The following is an 18060-nucleotide window of genomic DNA, read 5'->3' on the forward strand; positions in this document are numbered from 1 at the left end:
TTTCGTATGCATTTCAGGCCGCCTCGCGGCAGCTACTCGTCGTGGAACGGATCCGTCACGATGCGCCGTCCCAGCATGAAGGCGTCGGCGACATGGACCAGCGGAGAGGCATCCACATCGCTACTGCCCGCCGCGAGAAGCTCGGCGAAGCGGGCGTAGATGCCGTCATACTCGGCTTCGGCCGCCTGGTCGACCGGGCGGCCGTCGATCTCCATCTTCGCGCCACCAGCCGAGAGCTTCAGCGACCCGTCTGACGTCTCGACCGCGATGTCCCAGGTCTGCGGACCGGTCTGGCGGAAGTCGAAATCGGCACTGACCGTGCCGCCCACCGCGTCCTCGAACTCCAGCCGCGCCGCGATCGGCGTCTCGCAGTTTTCGGGAAACTCCATTTCGGCGGAGGTCAGGTGCACCGGATGCGGCATGATTTCGGTCAGGATCGACAGCGCGTTGATGCCCGGATCGAAGACCCCCATGCCGCCGGCCTGCCAGATCCAGGTCTGTCCGGGATGCCACTTGCGCACGTCCTCGCGCCAGACGATCCGCGCGGTCTTCACTTCACGATGCGCGAGCCAGTCCTTCGCCGGGGCGACAGCCGGGGCGAAGCGCGAATGCCAGGTGGCGAAGAGCGTTCGCCCCTTCGCGCGGGCGAGATCGGCGAGCGCCTGGACCTCGGCGACGGTCGCGCCGGGCGGCTTTTCGAGCAGCACGTCGCGTCCCGCCTGCAGCGCCTCCCAGGCCATGCCGAACCGGACCTGCGGCGGAACGCACAGCGCCACGGCCGTCACGTCGGGCCGCGCGCCGAGCAGGTCGCCCAGCCGCCCATAGTGGTCGAACCCGGGCAGGCTCGATCCCCGGCTGACGGTCGCAGCCAGCGTGAAGGCGCGGCTGCGGCCGATCGAGGGGATGTGCTGGTCGTGCGCGATCTTGCCCAGACCGACGATGGCGATTTTGACAGGTTCAGTGGCTTTCACGGGGCACCGCATGTCCGCGCTGGCCGATGAGGAAGTCGAAATCCGCACCGGTGTCGGCTCCGCCGACGTGGAGATGGAAGAGCCGCGCATAGCCGCTCTCCGGTTCCGCGACGGGAGAGGTCCAGGCGGCGAGCCGCGCCCGGATCGTCTCTTCCGGCACGTCGAGATGAAGGCGCCGGGCCTCGACGTCGACCTCGATCATGTCGCCGTCCTGCACGATCGCCAGCGGACCACCGACCGCCGCTTCCGGCGAGGTGTGCAGGATCACCGTGCCGTAGGCCGTGCCCGACATGCGCGCGTCGGAGATGCGCACCATGTCGGTGATTCCCTTGCGCAGCACCTTGGGCGGCAAGCCCATGTTGCCGACCTCGGCCATACCCGGATAACCCCGCGGGCCGCAGTTCTTGAGCACCATCACGCAGGTCTCGTCGATATCGAGGTTCTCGTCCTCGATGCGCGCCTTGTAGTGGTCGATGTCCTCGAACACGACCGCCCGGCCGCGATGCTTCATGAGATGCGGGGTCGCGGCCGAGGGCTTCAGCACGGCGCCGTTCGGCGCGAGGTTGCCGCGCAGCACCGCGATGCCGCCCTGCGGAGTAAGCGCGCGCGCCACCGGGCGGATCACCTCCTCGTTCCAGTTGCGCACGCCCTCTATCTCCTCGGCGACCGGCTTGCCCGAGACGGTCAGCGCGTCGCCGTTCAGCTTGCCGCCGTCGAGCAGCATCTTCATGACGACCGGCAGGCCACCGGCATAGAAGAACTCCTCCATCAGGAACCGCCCCGACGGCATCAGGTCGACGATCGTGGGAACGTCGCGGCCGAGCCTGTCCCAGTCGTCGAGGCTGAGGTCGACGCCGACGCGGTGCGCGATCGCGAGCAGGTGGATGACGGCGTTCGTCGAGCCGCCGATGGCGCCATTGGTGCGGATCGCGTTCTCGAAAGCCTGGCGGGTCAAGACGTCTGAGGGCTTCAGGTCGTCCTTGACCATGTCCACGATGCGCCGGCCGGTCAGATGCGCCATGACGCGGCGGCGCGAATCGACGGCGGGGATGGCGGCGTTGCCCGACAGCGCCATGCCCAGCGCCTCGGCCATCGAGGCCATCGTGGAGGCCGTGCCCATGGTGTTGCACGAGCCCGGCGAACGCGACATGGACTGCTCCGCCTCCAGGAAGTCGGCGCGGCTCATCTTGCCGGCCTTGATGTCCTCCGACATCTGCCACAGCGCGGTGCCCGAGCCGACGCGCTCGCCGCGGAACCAGCCGTTGAGCATGGGGCCGCCCGAAACCATGATGGCCGGCAGGTCGACGCTCGCGGCCCCCATCAGAAGAGCCGGCGTGGTCTTGTCGCAGCCGGCCAGAAGCACGACCCCGTCGATCGGATTGGCCCGCAGCGCCTCCTCCACGTCCATGGCGCAGAGATTGCGGTAGAGCATGGCGGTCGGGCGCAGCGACGGCTCGCCCGGCGAGAATACCGGGAACTCGACCGGCAATCCGCCCGCCTCGTAGACGCCATGCTTCACCCGCTCCGCCAGGTCGCGCAGATGCGCGTTGCAGGGCGTGAGTTCCGACCACGTATTGCAGATGCCGATCACCGGCCGGCCGTCGAAAAGGTCGGCCGGCAGGCCCTGGTTCTTCATCCAGGAGCGGTGGTAGATCGCGTCGCGGCTGTCGCCGCCATACCACGCCTGGGACCGCAGTGTTCTTGGCCATTCGGCCTTTTTGAAACTCATGCCTTTCGCGGCCTCACAATGCATTCACGCGAACGACGTCGTCGCGCGCTGGCAACTCCGTCACCGCGTAGCCATTTCGAAGCGGCATCCCGAACGCCGCCGATTCGATCTCGAAGACGTCGCCCGGTTCGGTGCGGACGCCATCGGCGAAGGACAGCGTCGCGGTCCCGAACATGTGGACGTGCACGTCGCCCGGCTGGCGAAACACGCCATACTTGAAGTGATGGTGCTCCAGATTGGCGATGGTGTGCGACATGTTCGTCTCGCCCGACAGGAACGGCTTTTCGAAGATCGTCTCCCCGCCTCGGCGGATGCGCGAGGTGCCGCGCACGTCCCGGGGCAGGTCGCCGACGAGGATCTCGGGACCGAACGAGGCGGGGCGCAGCTTGGAATGGGCGAGGTAGAGGTAGTTTACCCGCTCCATCACGTGGTCGGAGAACTCGTTGGCCAGCGCGAAGCCGACGCGGAACGGCGTGCCGTCGTCGCCGATGACGTAGATGCCGGCGATCTCGGGCTCCTCGCCTCCGTCGTCGGCGAAAGCGGGCGAGGACAGCGCGGCGCCGGGCGCCGCCACCATGGTGCCGTTGCCCTTGTAGAACCATTCCGGCTGCACGCCTGGCTTTCCGGTGGCGGGTTTGCCGCCTTCGACGCCCATGCGGAACATGCGCATGGAATCCGTCAGCGTCGCCTCGTCGGCCTTCATGGTCTTCTGGTGCATGGCGTCGCGCGTCGACGCCGAGCCGAGATGGGTGAGCCCGGTGCCGGTCAGGTGCAGGTGCGCCGGATCGGGGTGCAGGATCGGCGGCGCCAGCCGGCCCTCCTCGTAGGCCTTGGCGAGGTCGACGGCGGACCCGAAGCCGAGCCGGCCGATGCGGTCGGCGATCTTCTCACCGTCGCGGGCGCAATCGAGCGCGAGCGCATAGACGCTTTCGGCGCCGCGCAGTTCGAACGCCTCGGTTCCCTCGCGGGCGATCACCTTCAGGTCGCCGGAAGGTGTCCGGATCTGTGATAGCAGCATGGCCGTCAGCCCTTGTTCTTGTTGTAGACGTCGAAGATCACGGCTGCGAGCAGCACGAGGCCCTTGATCATCTGCTGGTAGTCGATGCCGATGCCCATGATCGACATGCCGTTGTTGAGCACGCCCATCAGGAACGCCCCGACGACGGCGCCAATGATGGTACCGACTCCGCCCGACATTGAGGCGCCGCCGATGAAGACGGCGGCGATCACGTCGAGTTCGAGTGCGAAGCCGGCCTTCGGCGTGGCGGTGTTGAGCCGCGCGGCGAAGACCAGCCCGGCCGCCGCCGCCAGAACGCCCATGTTGGTGAAGGCAAGGAAGGTCAGCCGCTCGGTGTTGATGCCCGACAGCTTGGCGGCCTTCTGGTTGCCGCCAAGCGCATAGACGCGACGGCCGATCACCGTGTTGGAGGTGATGAAGGCGTATATCACGGTCAGCACGCCCATGGTGATCAGCACGTTGGGCAGACCGCGGAAGGTGGAGAGCTTGTAGGTGATGAACACCAGCGCCGCGGCCACGATGGCGTTGCGCGCGACGAAGAAGGCGAACGGCTCGTCCTCGATGCCGTAGGCGCGATTGCGCGACCGTTGGGTCAATCCCATCCAGACGATCGCTCCAGCCGTCACGACCCCCGCCGCCAGCGCCAGCACGTTGACCTGCCGCACGTCGAAGAAGCCGGCCAGCGCAGCCCCGAGTCCCGAGGGAAACAGGTCGGGCACGAAGCCGTTGGCGATGACCTGGAACTCTCGCGGGAAAGGACCGACGGACTGCCCTTCCAGCAGCCACAGCGAAAGGCCGCGAAACACGAGCATGCCGGCCAGCGTGACGATGAAGGAGGGAATCTTCCAGTACGCGACCCAGTAGCCCTGCGCCGCACCGATCAATCCGCCGACCGCCAGGCACACGATGATGGTCACGAACATCGACTGTCCGTGGTTGACCATCATGACGGCGGCCAGCGCGCCGATGAAGCCCATGACCGAGCCGACGGAGAGGTCGATGTTGCCCGACACGATGACGATCAGCATGCCGAGCGCCATGATGACGATGTAGCTGTTCTGGAGCAGCAGGTTGGTGACGTTGACGGCCCGAAGCAGCGTTCCGTCGGTCACGATCTGGAAGAAGAGCATGACCAGGATGAGCGCGAGCAGGAGCCCGTATTCGCGCAGGTGCGAGGCGAGATAGGCCGCGATTCCCCTCGCGGACCCCGCCTCGCTGCTCTTGTTGACGCCTTCGGCCAGAGCCATTCGATCCTCCACCCTAGTCGTTCACGATGAGCGACATGATGCGCTCCTGGCTGGCCTCGGCCGCCGTCAGTTCGCCCACCAGCGCCCCCTCGTTCATGACGTAGATGCGGTCGCACATGCCGAGCAGTTCCGGCATCTCGGACGAGATCATGACGACGCCCTTACCCTGGGCGGCCAGTTCGTTGATGATCGTGTAGATTTCGTACTTTGCGCCGACGTCGATGCCGCGCGTCGGCTCGTCGAGGATGAGCACCTCGGGCGAGGTGAACAGCCACTTCGCCAGCACCACCTTCTGCTGGTTGCCGCCGGACAGGTTCACCGCCTTCTGGAATACCGAGGGGGTGCGCGTTGCGAGAGCCTCGCGGTACTGTTCGGCGACGCGCGTCTCCTCGTTGCGCATCAGCACGCCACGCCGCGACACGCCGTCGAGGTTCGCCAGCGTCGTGTTGAAGCGGATCGTCTCGTCGAGGACCAGGCCGAGCGACTTGCGGTCCTCGGTGACATAGGAGATGCCGGCGGCGATGGCGCGCTGGACCGTCGAGACATCGATGGGGCTGCCCTTCAGTTTCACGGTGCCCGAAATGTTGCGCCCGTAGGAGCGGCCGAAGATCGACATGGCGAGTTCGGTGCGGCCCGAGCCCATGAGGCCCGCGATGCCGACGACCTCGCCCGCGCGCACGATGAAATTTGCGCCCTTGATGATCTTCCGCTCGGCGTGCTCGGGATGCCAGACCGTCCAGTCCTCGACCTCGAGCAGCACGTCGCCCGGCGTGCGGCGGTGTTCGGGAAAGCGGTGGGTCATGTCGCGGCCGACCATGTCGCGCACGATCTCGTCCTCGCTGAGCCCCGCCTTTGCGTCGAGCGTCGAGACGGTCGCGCCGTCGCGGATGACGGTCACGGTGTCGGCGACGTAGCGCACTTCGCCGAGCTTGTGCGAGATCAGGATGCAGGTGACGCCCTGCGCCTTCAGTTCCAGCATCAGGTCGAGCAGCTTGCGGCTGTCGGTCTCCTGGAGCGCCGCCGTCGGTTCGTCGAGGATCAGCAGCTTGACGTCCTTCGATAGCGCCTTGGCGATCTCGACGAGCTGCTGCTTGCCGACGCCGATGTTGTCGACCAGCGTGGTGGGCGGTTCCCTGAGACCGACCTTGGCGAGCAGGTCCTCCGTCCGCGCGTTGGTCTCGCGCCAGTCCATGACGCCGCGGCTGCTGCGCTCGTTGCCCAGAAAGATGTTCTCGGCGATCGAGAGCTGCGGGACCAGCGCCAGTTCCTGATGAATGATGATGATGCCGCGGTTCTCGCTGTCGCGGATGTCGCGGAACTGGGCGGGCGCGCCGTCATAGACGATCTCGCCCTCGAAACTGCCGGCCGGATAGACGCCGGACAGGACCTTCATCAGCGTTGACTTGCCGGCGCCGTTTTCCCCGCAGACGGCGTGGATCTCGCCCTTGCGCACGTTGAGGTCGACGCGGTCCAGCGCCTTGACGCCCGGAAACGTCTTGGTGATCTGGCGCATTTCGAGGAGGGTGTCGGCGGTCATGGCTTCTTGTCCGGGCATGCGGCGGAAGGCGCGGACGCCTTCCACCGTTCTGCCTGACGTCCGATGGCTACTTGATCTGGTCCATCGTGTAATAGCCGCTGTCGATCAGCACCTTTTCCCAGTTGCTGGCATCGACCGAGACCGGCTCGAGCAGGTAGGACGGCACGACCTTCACGCCGTTGTCGTAGGTCTTGGTGTCGTTGATCTCCGGCTCGCTGCCCTGGAGCAGCGCGTCGACCATGCCGACGGTGACGCGGGCGAGTTCGCGCGTGTCCTTGAACACGGTCGAGTACTGCTCGCCGGCAAGTATGGACTTCACCGAGGGCACCTCGGCGTCCTGGCCCGTCACGATCGGCATCTTCATGTCGCCCGAGCCGTAGCCCACGCCCTTCAGCGCCGACAGGATGCCGATCGACAGACCGTCATAGGGCGACAGCACGCCGTGCACCTGCTTGTCGGTGTAGTTGGCCGACAGGAGGTTCTCCATGCGGGCCTGCGCCACCGCGCCGTCCCAGCGCAGCGTGCCGACCTTGTCCATGCCGGTCTGGCCGGACACGATGCTGATCTTGCCGGAATCGATCATCGGCTGCAGCACGCTCATGGCGCCGTTGTAGAAGAAGAAGGCGTTGTTGTCGTCGGGCGAGCCGCCGAACAGCTCGACGTTCCAGGTTTCGACGTCGGGGAATCGCTCCTCAAGCCCGGCCACCAGCGAGTTCGCCTGCTGCACACCGACCTTGAAGTTGTCGAAGGTCGCATAGTAGTCGACATTGCCGCTGTCGCGGATCAGGCGGTCGTAGGCGATGACCTTGATGCCCGATGCGGCGGCGTTTTCCAGCGCGTTCGACAGCGTCGTGCCGTCGATGGCTGCGATCACCAGCACATCGACGCCCTTGGTGATCATGTTCTCGATCTGGTTGAGCTGGTTCGGGATGTCGTCCTCGGCATATTGCAGGTCGGTCTCGTAGCCCGCGGCCTTGAACTGCTCGACCATCGAGTTGCCGTCCGAAATCCAGCGCGCCGAGGACTTGGTCGGCATGGCGATGCCGATGGTGCCCTTGTCCTGCGCGAAGGACGGAACGGTGAATCCGGCCGCGAGCAACGCGCCCGCTGCCAGCGCGACGTTCAAAAATCTCATTGCACTTCCTCCCTTGGAAATCGGCCCGGGGCAGAACCCGAAACCGTCGATAGGTTGCACGAGGATAGGCGGGCATTGGTCCCGGCCAGCCTCCTCCCTCGGTCGCCGGGAGCGGGATGCCTTCGCGCCTCGCCCTGCAGCGGGCGGACTCGTGGACCCGCCGAGCCATGATCGTCAAATGCAATTGTGCATGGTAGTCATACCACAATTGTTATAATTGTTCGGAGGTCCCAATGCCCGAGCGCCACACGCTTGGCATCATACCGCGGCGGGACGAACTCGCCCGCAAGGGTCTCCGGCTCGCGCATCTGCGACTGATCTGCGCCCTGAAGGAGACCGGCCAGATGGGCGCCGCCGCGGCACAGCTCGGCGTCTCCCAGCCCGCCGCCTCGCGCATGGCCGCCGAGATGGAGGCGATCGTCGGCGTTCCCCTGCACACCCGCCACGCACGCGGGGTGGTGCTCACCCCCTATGGCGAGCGGCTCGCGATGCGGGCAGAGATGACGCTGCAAGGCCTCGACGATACGGCGCGTGAACTGACCGAACTGGAACGGGGCAACGAAGGCACCGTCTCGATCGGCGCGGTGACGGGCGCCGCGCTCGATCTCGTCTTGCCGATCATCAAGCGCGCCCGCGTCACCCGTCCGAACATTTCGGTGACGGTCTCGGTGGACACCAGCGACCGGCTGGCCGAGAGCCTGCTCGCCTCGCGCATCGACTTCTTTATCGGACGGCTCCTGGGAGACGTCGACCCTGCCCGGTTCTCGCTGATCGAGATCGGCCCGGAACCGCTCGCTATGATCGCCCGCAGCGGCCATCCGCTGACCCGCCGCCCGTCGGTGACGCTCGAGGACAGCGTGGTCTACGACTGGGTGCTGCAGGCGAGCGGCAACCTGATGCGGCGGACCGTGGAAGGCCATCTCATGGCGCGGCAGGTGCCGCTGCCGCGCAAGGTCCTCAGCACGTCCTCGCTGATGCTGACGCTGGCATACATCAGCCAGTCCAACGCCGTCTCGGTGGTGGCGAAGGCGGTGGCCAACTTCTACAGCAGGGAGGACGGGCTCGACGGTCGCATCGTGGTCCTGCCGCTGGACACCGTGATCGAGGTGCCGGCCTATTCCCTCATCACGCATGCAGAGCGTCCGCTTTCGCCCGCCTCGGAGGTCCTTTTCGAGATGGTGCGCGATGCGGTGGTTGCCAGCCAGGGCGACGAGGATAGCCGCGGAAGGGGCGTTTACAAAAATGATATAGTATGATTTTTTGGCTGCGGGCTCTTGCCCACTCAGTTCAAGGGAGGAATGAAATGCTTCGCAGCAAAGCACTATTCGGCGCGGGCGTACTCGCGTCTCTGACCATCATGACGTCCGGCGCCCTGGCGCAGACGATCGGGTTTTCGCAGATCGGTTCCGAATCCGGATGGCGCGCCGCCGAGACCACGCTGACGCGTCAGCAGGCCGAGGAACGCGGCATCGACCTGAAGTTCGCCGACGCCCAGCAGAAGCAGGAGAACCAGATCAAGGCCCTGCGCTCCTTCATCGCCCAGGGCGTCGACGCGATCCTGCTCGCCCCGGTCGTCGCGACCGGCTGGGACTCCGTGCTCGAGGAAGCCAAGGAAGCGGAAATCCCGGTTGTCCTGCTCGACCGCATGGTGGATTCGTCCAAGGACCTTTACCTGACCGCCGTCGGTTCCGACCTGGTGCATGAGGGCGAGGTCGCGGGCCAGTGGCTGGTCGACACCGTCGGCGACGAGCAGTGCAACGTCGTCGAGTTGCAGGGCACGACCGGATCCTCTCCGGCCATCGATCGCAAGACCGGCTTCGAGAACGCCATCAAGGGCCACGACAACATCAAGATCACCCGCAGCCAGACCGGCGACTTCACCCGCACCAAGGGCAAGGAAGTCATGGAGAGCTTCCTCAAGGCCGAAGGCGGCGGTGGCGACATCTGCGCGCTCTACGCCCACAATGACGACATGGCGGTCGGCGCGATCCAGGCGATCAAGGAAGCCGGACTGAAGCCCGGCGAAGACATCCTCGTCGTCTCGATCGACGCCGTGCCGGACATCTTCAAGGCCATGGCCGCCGGCGAGGCGAACGCCACGGTGGAGCTGACGCCGAACATGGCCGGTCCTGCCTTCGATGCGCTTGCCGCGTACATGAAGGACGGCACCATGCCGGAGAAGTTCATCCAGACGGAATCGAAGCTCTACACCCAGGCGGACGATCCGCAGGGCGAGTACGATCGCCGCAAGGATCTCGGCTACTGATATCGAATGGGAGAGGCGGCCGGGAAACCGGCCGCCTTTCGGCTCGTCTGGACTCCGGACGTCCCGTGTAGGACGTTCGCCGGGCGAGGGGGAGGAACCAGTCGAAAGGATGGACGCCGTGGCCGTCAGCCCGCCGCTTCTGTGCGCCGAGGCCGTTTCCAAGTCGTTTCCCGGGACGATCGCGCTCGATGGCGTGGACTTCACGCTTCTAGCCGGGGAAGTGCATGCCCTCCTGGGCGAGAACGGAGCGGGCAAGTCGACGCTGATCAAGTGCTTGACCGGCGCCTACCGGCGTGACGCGGGCGACATCCGCCTCGAAGGGCGGTCGATCGATCCCCGCAACACGTTGGATGCCCAGCGCCACGGGATCGGCACGGTCTACCAGGAGGTGAACCTGCTACCGAAGATGTCGGTGGCGGAAAACCTCTTCCTCGGGCACCAGCCGATGCGCTTTGGCATGGTCTCGGGCCGCCGCATGAACCGGCAGGCCAGGGAGACTCTGGCGCAGTACGGCATGTCTATCGACGTCTCGCGAAGCCTCGACAGCTATTCGGTGGCCGTGCAGCAGGTCGTCGCGATCGCGCGGGCCGTCATGCTCTCCGGCAAGGTGCTGGTGCTCGACGAACCGACCGCCAGCCTCGATTCCCACGAGGTGCACATGCTCTTCGACATCGTGCGATCGCTGAAGGAGCGTGGTCTCGGGATCGTCTTCATCTCGCATTTTCTCGACCAGGTCTTCGAGGTGTCGGACCGCATCACCGTGCTGCGCAACGGCCGGCTCGTCGGCACCAGGCCGACCGCCGATCTCGACCGCGTCGAACTGGTCAACATGATGCTGGGACGCGACCTCGAGGGCGAGACGCGAACCACCGGCCGCAAGGACCTGCCGACCGCAGAGCCGCGGCTCGCGTTCCGCGGCTTCGGCCGCAAGGGCCGCATCACGCCGTTCGACCTGGAAATCAGGCCCGGCGAGGTCGTCGGCATGGCCGGACTCCTCGGTTCGGGAAGGACCGAGACGGCGGAGACGCTGTTCGGTCTCACGCCGCACGACACTGGCACGGCCGAGCAGGACGGCAAGCCGCTGCGGCTCGCATCGCCGCGCGATGCGATCGCCGCTGGCTTCGGCTTCAGCCCCGAGGACCGCAAGAGCGACGGCATCATCGCCGATTTGAGCGTGCGCGAAAACATCGCCTTGGCGCTCCAGGCCCGCATGGGCTGGGCGCGGCGGCTGCCGCTGCGCCAGCAATACGCCATGGCAGAGGATTTTATCCGCCGCCTCGACATTCGCACCCCCGACGCGGACAAGCCGGTCGGGCTTCTCTCGGGCGGCAACCAGCAGAAGGTGATGCTGGCGCGCTGGCTGGCGACAAATCCCGTCTTCCTCATCCTCGACGAACCGACGCGTGGCATCGATGTCGGCGCGCATGCCGAGATCATCCGGCTGATTGAGGAGCTCTGCGCGGAGGGAATGTCGCTGCTCGTCATCTCCTCGGAACTCGACGAACTGGTCGCCTACAGTCACCGCGTGGTGGTCGTGCGCGATCGCCAGCACGTCGCCGAACTGGTCGGCGAGGACATCACGACCGGCAACATGGTGGAAGCGATCGCGGCTTCCGAGGTGGAGGACGCCGCTTGACCGGTTTGGCTCGATTCCTGCGCCGCATTGCGCCCCAGCTCCTGACGCTGGCAGCGGTGATCGGCCTCATCGCGCTGGTCTTCCCGGGCTTCTTCCAGATCAGCCTCGCCAACGGGCGCCTTTTCGGCAGCCCGATCGACATTTTGAACCGCGGCGCGCCGGTGGCGCTGCTGGCGATCGGCATGACGCTGGTGATTGCGACCAGGGGCATCGACCTTTCGGTCGGCGCGGTGATGGCGATCTGCGGCGCGGTCTCCGCCTGGGGCATCACCGAAGGCTACGGTCTTGCCGCGACGCTCGCCATGGCGCTGGCCGCCGGGCTTCTATGCGGCCTCTGGAACGGCTTCCTCGTGGCGGTCCTGCGCATCCAGCCGATCGTCGCGACGCTGATCCTGATGGTTGCCGGGCGCGGTATCGCGCAGCTCATCACCGAAGGCGCGATCCTCACCTTCAACGACGAGAGCCTGATCTTCTTCGGGTCCGGTTCGATCTTCGCCGTGCCGACGCCGGTCGTGATCTGGATCGTCACGGGGCTGCTGGTGGCCTTCGTCGTGCGCCGCAGCGCACTCGGCATGCTGATAGAGGCGATCGGCATCAACCTTCGGGCATCGGCGCTCGCCGGCGTCAACGCGCGGGTGCTGCTCATCGCCGTCTACATGACGTCGGGGCTGTGCGCCGCGCTCGCCGGGATCATCGCCGCCGCCGACATCCGGGGCGCCGACGCAAACAATGCCGGCCTGTGGCTAGAGCTCGACGCCATCCTCGCCGTCGTCGTCGGCGGCAATTCGCTGCTCGGCGGCCGCTTTTCCCTCTGCGCCTCGCTCATCGGCGCCATGATAATCCAGGCCATGAACACCGGCATCCTGCTGTCGGGCTTCCCGCCCGAATTCAACCTCGTCATCAAGGCGGCGATCATCCTGGTGATCCTCGTCCTGCAATCGCCGCGGGCGCACACGACCATGGTTTTCTTCCGGCGCGCGCCGCGCGAGGAGCCCGCCCAGACCCGGACGGTGCCGCAATGAACGCGCGTCTTCTGCCCCTCACCGCCACGGTGGTGATCTTTATCGCTGCCTACGCAGTCTGCTATTCGCAGTACCCCAACATGCTTTCGACCCGCGTGATCGGCAACCTGCTCACCGACAACGCCTTTCTCGGCATCGCCGCCGTCGGCATGACCTTCGTCATCCTGTCAGGCGGCATCGATCTCTCGATCGGCTCCGTGATCGCCTTTTCCGGCGTCTTCATCGCCGTGCTTCTGCGCGACACCGGGCTGCATCCGATCCCGGTCTTCATCGCGCTTCTGGCGGTCACGACACTCTTCGGGGCCAGCATGGGGGCGATCATCCATTTCCTGGAGATGCCACCCTTCATCGTCACGCTCGCCGGCATGTTCCTCGCGCGCGGCATGGCCTACGTGCTGACGATCGATTCCGTTCCGATCACGCACGCGTTCTTCGATCAGTTGCAGGGCTTCTATTGGCTGATGCCTGGCAAGGGGCGGCTGACATTTATCGGCGGCCTGATGCTCGTCACCTTCATGGCCGGCATCGTCCTGGCGCACCGGACGCGTTTCGGTGCGAACGTCTATGCGCTTGGCGGCGGCGTGCAGACCGCGCGGCTGATGGGCGTGCCCGTCGCCCAGACGACGATGGCAATCTACGCGCTGTCTGGATTCTTTGCCGGACTCGCGGGAATCGTGTTTGCGATCTACACTTCGGCGGGCTACTCGCTGGCCACGGTCGGCGTCGAGCTCGATGCGATCGCAGCCGTCGTCATCGGAGGAACGCTTCTGACGGGCGGCAGCGGTTTCGTGGCGGGAACGCTGATCGGGGTACTGATCATGGGCCTCATCCAGACCTACATCGTCTTCGACGGCTCGCTGTCGAGCTGGTGGACGAAGATCGTGATCGGATTGCTGCTCTTTGCCTTCATCCTTCTGCAGAAGGGTCTGGTCCTTGTGACCAATCGAGAGAGGACGACACCGCATCATGCACGTTGAGACAAACCCGTGCTGAAGTCAGCCATCTCGGGCCAGTTCGTCAGGAACAGCCACTCCCACGTGGTGAACGAGCTCGGGAAGTCCATCGTCAGCGGCGCCTACAAGCCGGGCACCGTGCTGCCGGGCGACGCCGAACTGGCCGCACGTTTCGACGTGTCGCGCACCGTCCTGCGGGAGGCGATGAAGACGCTGACGGCCAAGGGGCTTGTCGTCCCAAAGGCCCGCATCGGAACGCGCGTGACGCAGCGCACCACCTGGAACCTGTTCGATGCCGACGTGCTCAACTGGCACCTCGACAGCGGCGTCGACCGCACCTTCCTCAATCACCTGTCGGAAATGCGCCTGGCGTTCGAGCCGTTCGCAGCGAGGCTGGCCTGCGTCAAGGCCTCGCGGCCGGAGGTCGACGCCCTCTACGCGTGCGCGGAGGCGATGCTGCGGGCCGATTCCGTCGAGACCTTCGCGCTCGCCGACCTCGAGTTCCACATCGCCCTGCTCGACGCGTCCCGCAATCCCTTCATGTATTCGGTCGGAAACCTAATCGAGGCGGCCCTGGTGACCAGTTTCCGGATGAGTTCGCCCTTCGGACAGCCGGACCGGCACATGAAAAGCGCCGAGAATCACCGCCTGATCGTCGACGCCATCAGCAGCGGCGATGCCGACGCCGCGGCGAAGGCGGTGGAAGTGGTTATCGTGGAAGGCAGGGAGCGGGTCGGCGCGACGGTTTCGGCCGCATCGGTTTAGACACATGCGGTGGAGGGACCGCGGCGCCTGCCAATCTCCGCGGCGCGTTCGGGGCGAGCGATGACATCTCAATCATCTTCCGAAACCTTCGTGGCCGCCGTCGACTGGGGCACCACCAGCCTTCGCGTCTGGCTCCTCGACGATACCGGCGAGGTCCTCTCCGAAACCCGCTCCGACCAGGGGATGGCGAAGCTGTCGCGTGGCGAATTCGGCGCAGTGCTGGAACGGGAGCTCGCCGCCCTCAAGGCACCTGACGACCTGCCGGCGATGATCTGCGGCATGGCGGGCGCGCGGCAGGGCTGGCAGGAAGTTCCCTATCTCGACGTGCCGGTGGCGGCGGACGCGATCTTGCAGGCGGCCACGCCTATCGAGGTAGGGCGGCCGGTCTGGATCGTGCCGGGCCTCTGCCAGCGCGCGCCGGCCGCCGACGTCATGCGCGGCGAGGAGACGCAGATCGCCGGCGCGGTCGCCCGCTTCGATGGCGGCGACTCGCTGTTGTGCCTGCCAGGCACGCATTCCAAATGGGTGCGGGTGAAGGATGCTGCGGTGACCGGCTTCCGGACCTTCCTGACGGGCGAAATGTTCTCGCTTCTATGCGACCACTCGATCCTGCGCCACTCGGTCGGCTCCTCGCGGCGGACGGACGGGCAGAACCCGGTCTTCCGCGAGCGCCTGCGCGCGGTTCTCGAAAACCCCGCCGCGTTGCCGTCCAGCCTGTTCGCGATCCGCGCGGAAGGCCTGCTCGGCGACTTTCCGCCGGACGATGCCGCCGCCGCGCTGTCGGGCCTGCTGATCGGCGCCGAGATCGCCGGGACCCGCGAGCAGTTCGCGGGTGCGGGCACCGAAGTCATCCTCATCGCCTCGGGCGCCCTGGCAGACCTCTACGCGGTTGCGCTGGAGGAGGCGGGGATGTCCGCGACCGTCATCGACGCCGAGATCGCGGTGCGCGCAGCCCTGTTCGAGGCCGCGCGGTTTAAGCTCCGGGGAAATTGATCCCCCGGAACTTCAGAACGATCGCGGCGGATCAGCTGTGGCGGATTTCGGTGCCCAGCACCTTGAGGCATTCGCGGATGAAGGCCGCGAGCGCGGTCCAGCCCTTGGCCGATACCATCGTGCCATCGACATAGGCTTCGGTCGGCGACAGGTCGATGTAGGTTCCGCCCGCGAGCTGAACCTCGGGTTCGCAGGCGCCCAGTGCCCCGACCTTCTTGCCGCGTACCACACCGTCGACCGCGACCAGGATCTGCACGCCGTGGCAGATGGTGAAGATCGGCTTCTGCGCCTCGTGGAAATGCCGCACCATCGCCTGCACGCGCTTGTCGGTGCGGATGTACTCCGGCCCGCGGCCGCCGGCGCAATAGACGGCGTGGTACTGGTCGAGCTGCCGCTCGGCCTCCGAGAAGGTCTTGTTGATGTCGGCGAGGTGGCCGTACTTCTCGGTGTAGGTCTGGTGCCCCTCGAAATCGTGCAGCGAGGTCTGGATCTTGTCGCCCGCGTTCTTGTCCGGGCACACCACGTGGACCGTATGGCCGACCGCCTCCATCGCCTGCTGGAACACGAAAATCTCGTATTCCTCGGTGAATTCGCCGGTCAGCATCAGTATCTTCTTGCCAGGCATCCTATCCTCCCTTGGCGGCCCTGAGGCCATGATCGCTGTCGTTTCGGGTTCGGTTCGGAGCGCCGCCGCTAGGCGGACGCCTCGTTCATGCGGCGCGGTCCAGACCCGCGCGGATATGGCGATAGCCGTCGCGGTAGACGGCCTGCGGGCTCTCGGCCAGGTCGCGCCAGACCTTGGTGGCGGCGGCGAGATCCTTCAGCGCACGTCCGAACGCCTCGATGGTCAGCCAGCCGTCATAACCGCTGGCGCGGATGGCCGCGAAGGTCTCCTCCCACGGAATGTTGCCCGACCCCGGGACGCCACGGTCGTTCTCCGAGATGTGGACGTGGACGATGTTGCGCAGGTTGCGCGTGAAGGCCTCGACCGGTGCCTTCTCCTCGATGTTGGCATGAAAGGTGTCATACATCGCCCTGATGTTCGGGTGCCCGATCTCGTCGATGTGCGAAGACAGGCCGTCCATCGTGTTGACGAGATAACATTCGAAGCGGTTCAGCGCTTCGAGCGCCACCGTCACGCCGCGCGCGGCGGCGTGCTCGCCGATCTGCCGCTGCACGTCGACCGAGCGCCTGAGTTCGTCCGCAGTCGGTCCCTCGCCCGAAAAATGCCCGAGTGTCGAATGCAGCGGGCCGCACAGGATCTTCGCGCCCAGCGCCTCGGCGCAGTCGAGGGCCCATTTCACCTGCGCCACGCCCGCCGCCCGCTCGGAAGCGTCCGCCGAGATCAGGTTCATGGCCGGATCGCCGATCGCAGCCACCGCCGTCCGTTCGAGACCGATCTGGTCGAGCATCTGGCCGAGCCGCGCGTAGTCGTCGGGCTGTCCCTCGAATACCGGCACCTCGACGCCGTCGAAGCCGGTCGCCTTCAGGTCTTCCAGCAACGGCCGGTGATCCTGCGCGACGGAGGTCGTCCACAGGAACATGCACATGCCGATCTTCATGGATCCTCCTCCCCGCCTCCTCCCCCCCGCTAGAGCTTGGTCCAGGCCGCGTTCTTGGCTGACGACTTCACGCAGGCCTCCACGAAGGCGACACCCTCGACGCCGTCGGTGACGGTCGGGAAGACCACGTCCTTGGCGAGCTTGCCTCCCTTCTTCCTTGCCGCGCGGATCGCACGGGCGGCTTCGGCGTAGATGTTGGCGAAGCCCTCCAGATATCCCTCCGGATGCCCGGACGGCGTGCGGCTGACGCGACCCGCGGCAGCGCCCGCCCCTGCCCCGCCACGCGTGATCAGCTGCTTGGGCTGGCCGAACGGCGTGAACCAGAGATGGTTCGGCTGCTCCTGCTCCCACTCCAGCCCGCCTTTGGTGCCATAAACGCGAAGCTTGAGCGCGTTCTCGTTGCCGGGCGCCACCTGGCTCGCCCACAGCATGCCTTTTGCCCCGCCCTTGAAGCGCAGCATCACGTGGGCGTTGTCGTCGAGCGGACGGCCGTCGACGAAGGCGGTCAGGTCGGCCGACAGGCTGTCGAGTTCCAGGCCCGTGACGAATCGGGCGAGATTGTAGGCATGGGTGCCGATGTCGCCGGTGGCGCCACCAACGCCAGACTGCTTGGGGTCGGTGCGCCAGGCGGCCTGCTTCTGGCCGCTGGCCTCCAGCCGCTCGGTCAGCCAGTCCTGCGGATACTCCGCCTGCACCACCCGGATGTCCCCGAGCTTGCCGCTGGCGATCAGCTCGCGCGCCTGCCGTACCATCGGATAGCCGGTGTAATTGTGGGTGAGCACGAACAGCTTGCCGCTCTTTTCCACGAGCTTCGCCAGTTTCTTCGCGTCGCCCAGGTTGGACGTCAGAGGCTTGTCGCAGATGACGTGGATGCCTGCCTCCAGGAAAACCTTAGCCGCCGGCCAGTGCATGTGGTTGGGCGTGACGATCGCCACCGCCTCGATGCCGTCATCGCGTTTGGATTCGGCCTTCGCCATTTCCTCGAAGGACCCGTAGCTGCGCTCCGGGTCGAGGCCGAGTTCGGCGGCCGACGCCCTTGCACGCTCGGCGTCCGACGACAGTGCCCCAGCAACCAGCGCATACTCGCCGTCGATGCGTGCCGCGATGCGATGCACGCCGCCGATGAAGGCGCCCTGCCCGCCGCCGACCATTCCCAGCCGGATCGGCCCGGCACCCGTCTCGATCTGCTTTCCGCTGACCATTTTTTCCTCCCGAGATGCTCTGGC

General features: G+C 66.2%; 16 protein-coding genes. 7 read left to right on the forward strand and 9 right to left on the reverse strand.

Going from position 1 to position 18060, the window contains the following annotated elements; translation table 11 throughout:
• Positions 1–32 precede the first annotated feature (32 nt).
• The 6 genes from BSQ44_RS00975 to chvE all read right to left on the reverse strand — a co-directional run bounded on the left by BSQ44_RS00975 (position 33) and on the right by chvE (position 7637).
• Positions 33–971: a Gfo/Idh/MocA family protein gene (locus BSQ44_RS00975; protein ID WP_235633318.1), complete on the reverse strand. Its 939-nt coding sequence runs from the start codon at positions 969–971 to the stop codon at positions 33–35.
• Entirely contained in the window at positions 958–2700 is a 1743-nt protein-coding gene (araD, locus tag BSQ44_RS00980; RefSeq protein ID WP_072601524.1) for an L-arabinonate dehydratase, read from the reverse strand. Before araD ends, BSQ44_RS00975 begins: the two co-directional genes overlap by 14 nt.
• Positions 2701–2713: 13 nt before the next feature.
• A complete protein-coding gene (araD1, locus tag BSQ44_RS00985) occupies positions 2714–3718 on the reverse strand; it encodes an AraD1 family protein (protein WP_072601525.1) in 1005 nt (334 codons plus the stop codon).
• A 5-nt stretch (positions 3719–3723) separates the two neighbouring features.
• Positions 3724–4965 (reverse strand): multiple monosaccharide ABC transporter permease, encoded by a 1242-nt coding sequence (gene mmsB, locus BSQ44_RS00990; protein ID WP_072601526.1) that lies wholly within the window; start codon positions 4963–4965, stop codon positions 3724–3726.
• Between the two features lie 13 nt (positions 4966–4978).
• Positions 4979–6502, reverse strand: coding sequence for a multiple monosaccharide ABC transporter ATP-binding protein (mmsA, locus tag BSQ44_RS00995; RefSeq protein WP_072607779.1), 1524 nt, complete (start codon positions 6500–6502; stop codon positions 4979–4981).
• 67 nt (positions 6503–6569) lie between these two features.
• Positions 6570–7637, reverse strand: a complete 1068-nt coding sequence (gene chvE / locus BSQ44_RS01000) for a multiple monosaccharide ABC transporter substrate-binding protein (RefSeq protein WP_072601527.1) — start codon at positions 7635–7637, stop codon at positions 6570–6572.
• 233 nt (positions 7638–7870) lie between these two features.
• Between chvE and BSQ44_RS01005 the strand changes: the two genes are divergently transcribed.
• From BSQ44_RS01005 to BSQ44_RS01035, 7 genes are all read left to right on the forward strand, one after another.
• A complete protein-coding gene (locus BSQ44_RS01005) occupies positions 7871–8893 on the forward strand; it encodes a LysR family transcriptional regulator (RefSeq protein WP_072601528.1) in 1023 nt (340 codons plus the stop codon).
• Between the two features lie 47 nt (positions 8894–8940).
• Positions 8941–9903 (forward strand): galactofuranose ABC transporter, galactofuranose-binding protein YtfQ, encoded by a 963-nt coding sequence (ytfQ, locus tag BSQ44_RS01010; RefSeq protein ID WP_072601529.1) that lies wholly within the window; start codon positions 8941–8943, stop codon positions 9901–9903.
• 109 nt (positions 9904–10012) lie between these two features.
• Positions 10013–11539, forward strand: coding sequence for a galactofuranose ABC transporter, ATP-binding protein YtfR (gene ytfR / locus BSQ44_RS01015; RefSeq protein WP_072601530.1), 1527 nt, complete (start codon positions 10013–10015; stop codon positions 11537–11539).
• Positions 11536–12561 (forward strand): ABC transporter permease, encoded by a 1026-nt coding sequence (locus BSQ44_RS01020; protein ID WP_072601531.1) that lies wholly within the window; start codon positions 11536–11538, stop codon positions 12559–12561. Before ytfR ends, BSQ44_RS01020 begins: the two co-directional genes overlap by 4 nt.
• Complete coding sequence (gene yjfF / locus BSQ44_RS01025; protein WP_072601532.1) at positions 12558–13538, forward strand: galactofuranose ABC transporter, permease protein YjfF; 981 nt, start codon at positions 12558–12560, stop codon at positions 13536–13538. Before BSQ44_RS01020 ends, yjfF begins: the two co-directional genes overlap by 4 nt.
• 9 nt (positions 13539–13547) lie before the next feature.
• Complete coding sequence (locus BSQ44_RS01030; RefSeq protein ID WP_072601533.1) at positions 13548–14279, forward strand: FadR/GntR family transcriptional regulator; 732 nt, start codon at positions 13548–13550, stop codon at positions 14277–14279.
• Positions 14280–14339: 60 nt separating this feature from the next.
• Positions 14340–15272: a 2-dehydro-3-deoxygalactonokinase gene (locus tag BSQ44_RS01035; RefSeq protein ID WP_072601534.1), complete on the forward strand. Its 933-nt coding sequence runs from the start codon at positions 14340–14342 to the stop codon at positions 15270–15272.
• Positions 15273–15303: 31 nt separating this feature from the next.
• On the opposite strand, the gene BSQ44_RS01040 is transcribed toward BSQ44_RS01035, so the two are convergent.
• The 3 genes from BSQ44_RS01040 to BSQ44_RS01050 all read right to left on the reverse strand — a co-directional run bounded on the left by BSQ44_RS01040 (position 15304) and on the right by BSQ44_RS01050 (position 18036).
• The gene (locus tag BSQ44_RS01040; protein ID WP_072601535.1) at positions 15304–15897 is read right to left on the reverse strand and encodes a DJ-1/PfpI family protein; all 594 of its coding nucleotides are present in this window, start codon (positions 15895–15897) and stop codon (positions 15304–15306) included.
• A gap of 85 nt (positions 15898–15982) precedes the next feature.
• Complete coding sequence (locus BSQ44_RS01045) at positions 15983–16834, reverse strand: sugar phosphate isomerase/epimerase family protein (protein WP_072601536.1); 852 nt, start codon at positions 16832–16834, stop codon at positions 15983–15985.
• Positions 16835–16863: 29 nt separating this feature from the next.
• Positions 16864–18036, reverse strand: coding sequence for a Gfo/Idh/MocA family protein (locus BSQ44_RS01050; protein WP_072601537.1), 1173 nt, complete (start codon positions 18034–18036; stop codon positions 16864–16866).
• Positions 18037–18060: the final 24 nt, after the last annotated feature.

Origin of the sequence: Aquibium oceanicum, assembly GCF_001889605.1 — a bacterium.
Taxonomy (GTDB): domain Bacteria; phylum Pseudomonadota; class Alphaproteobacteria; order Rhizobiales; family Rhizobiaceae; genus Aquibium; species Aquibium oceanicum.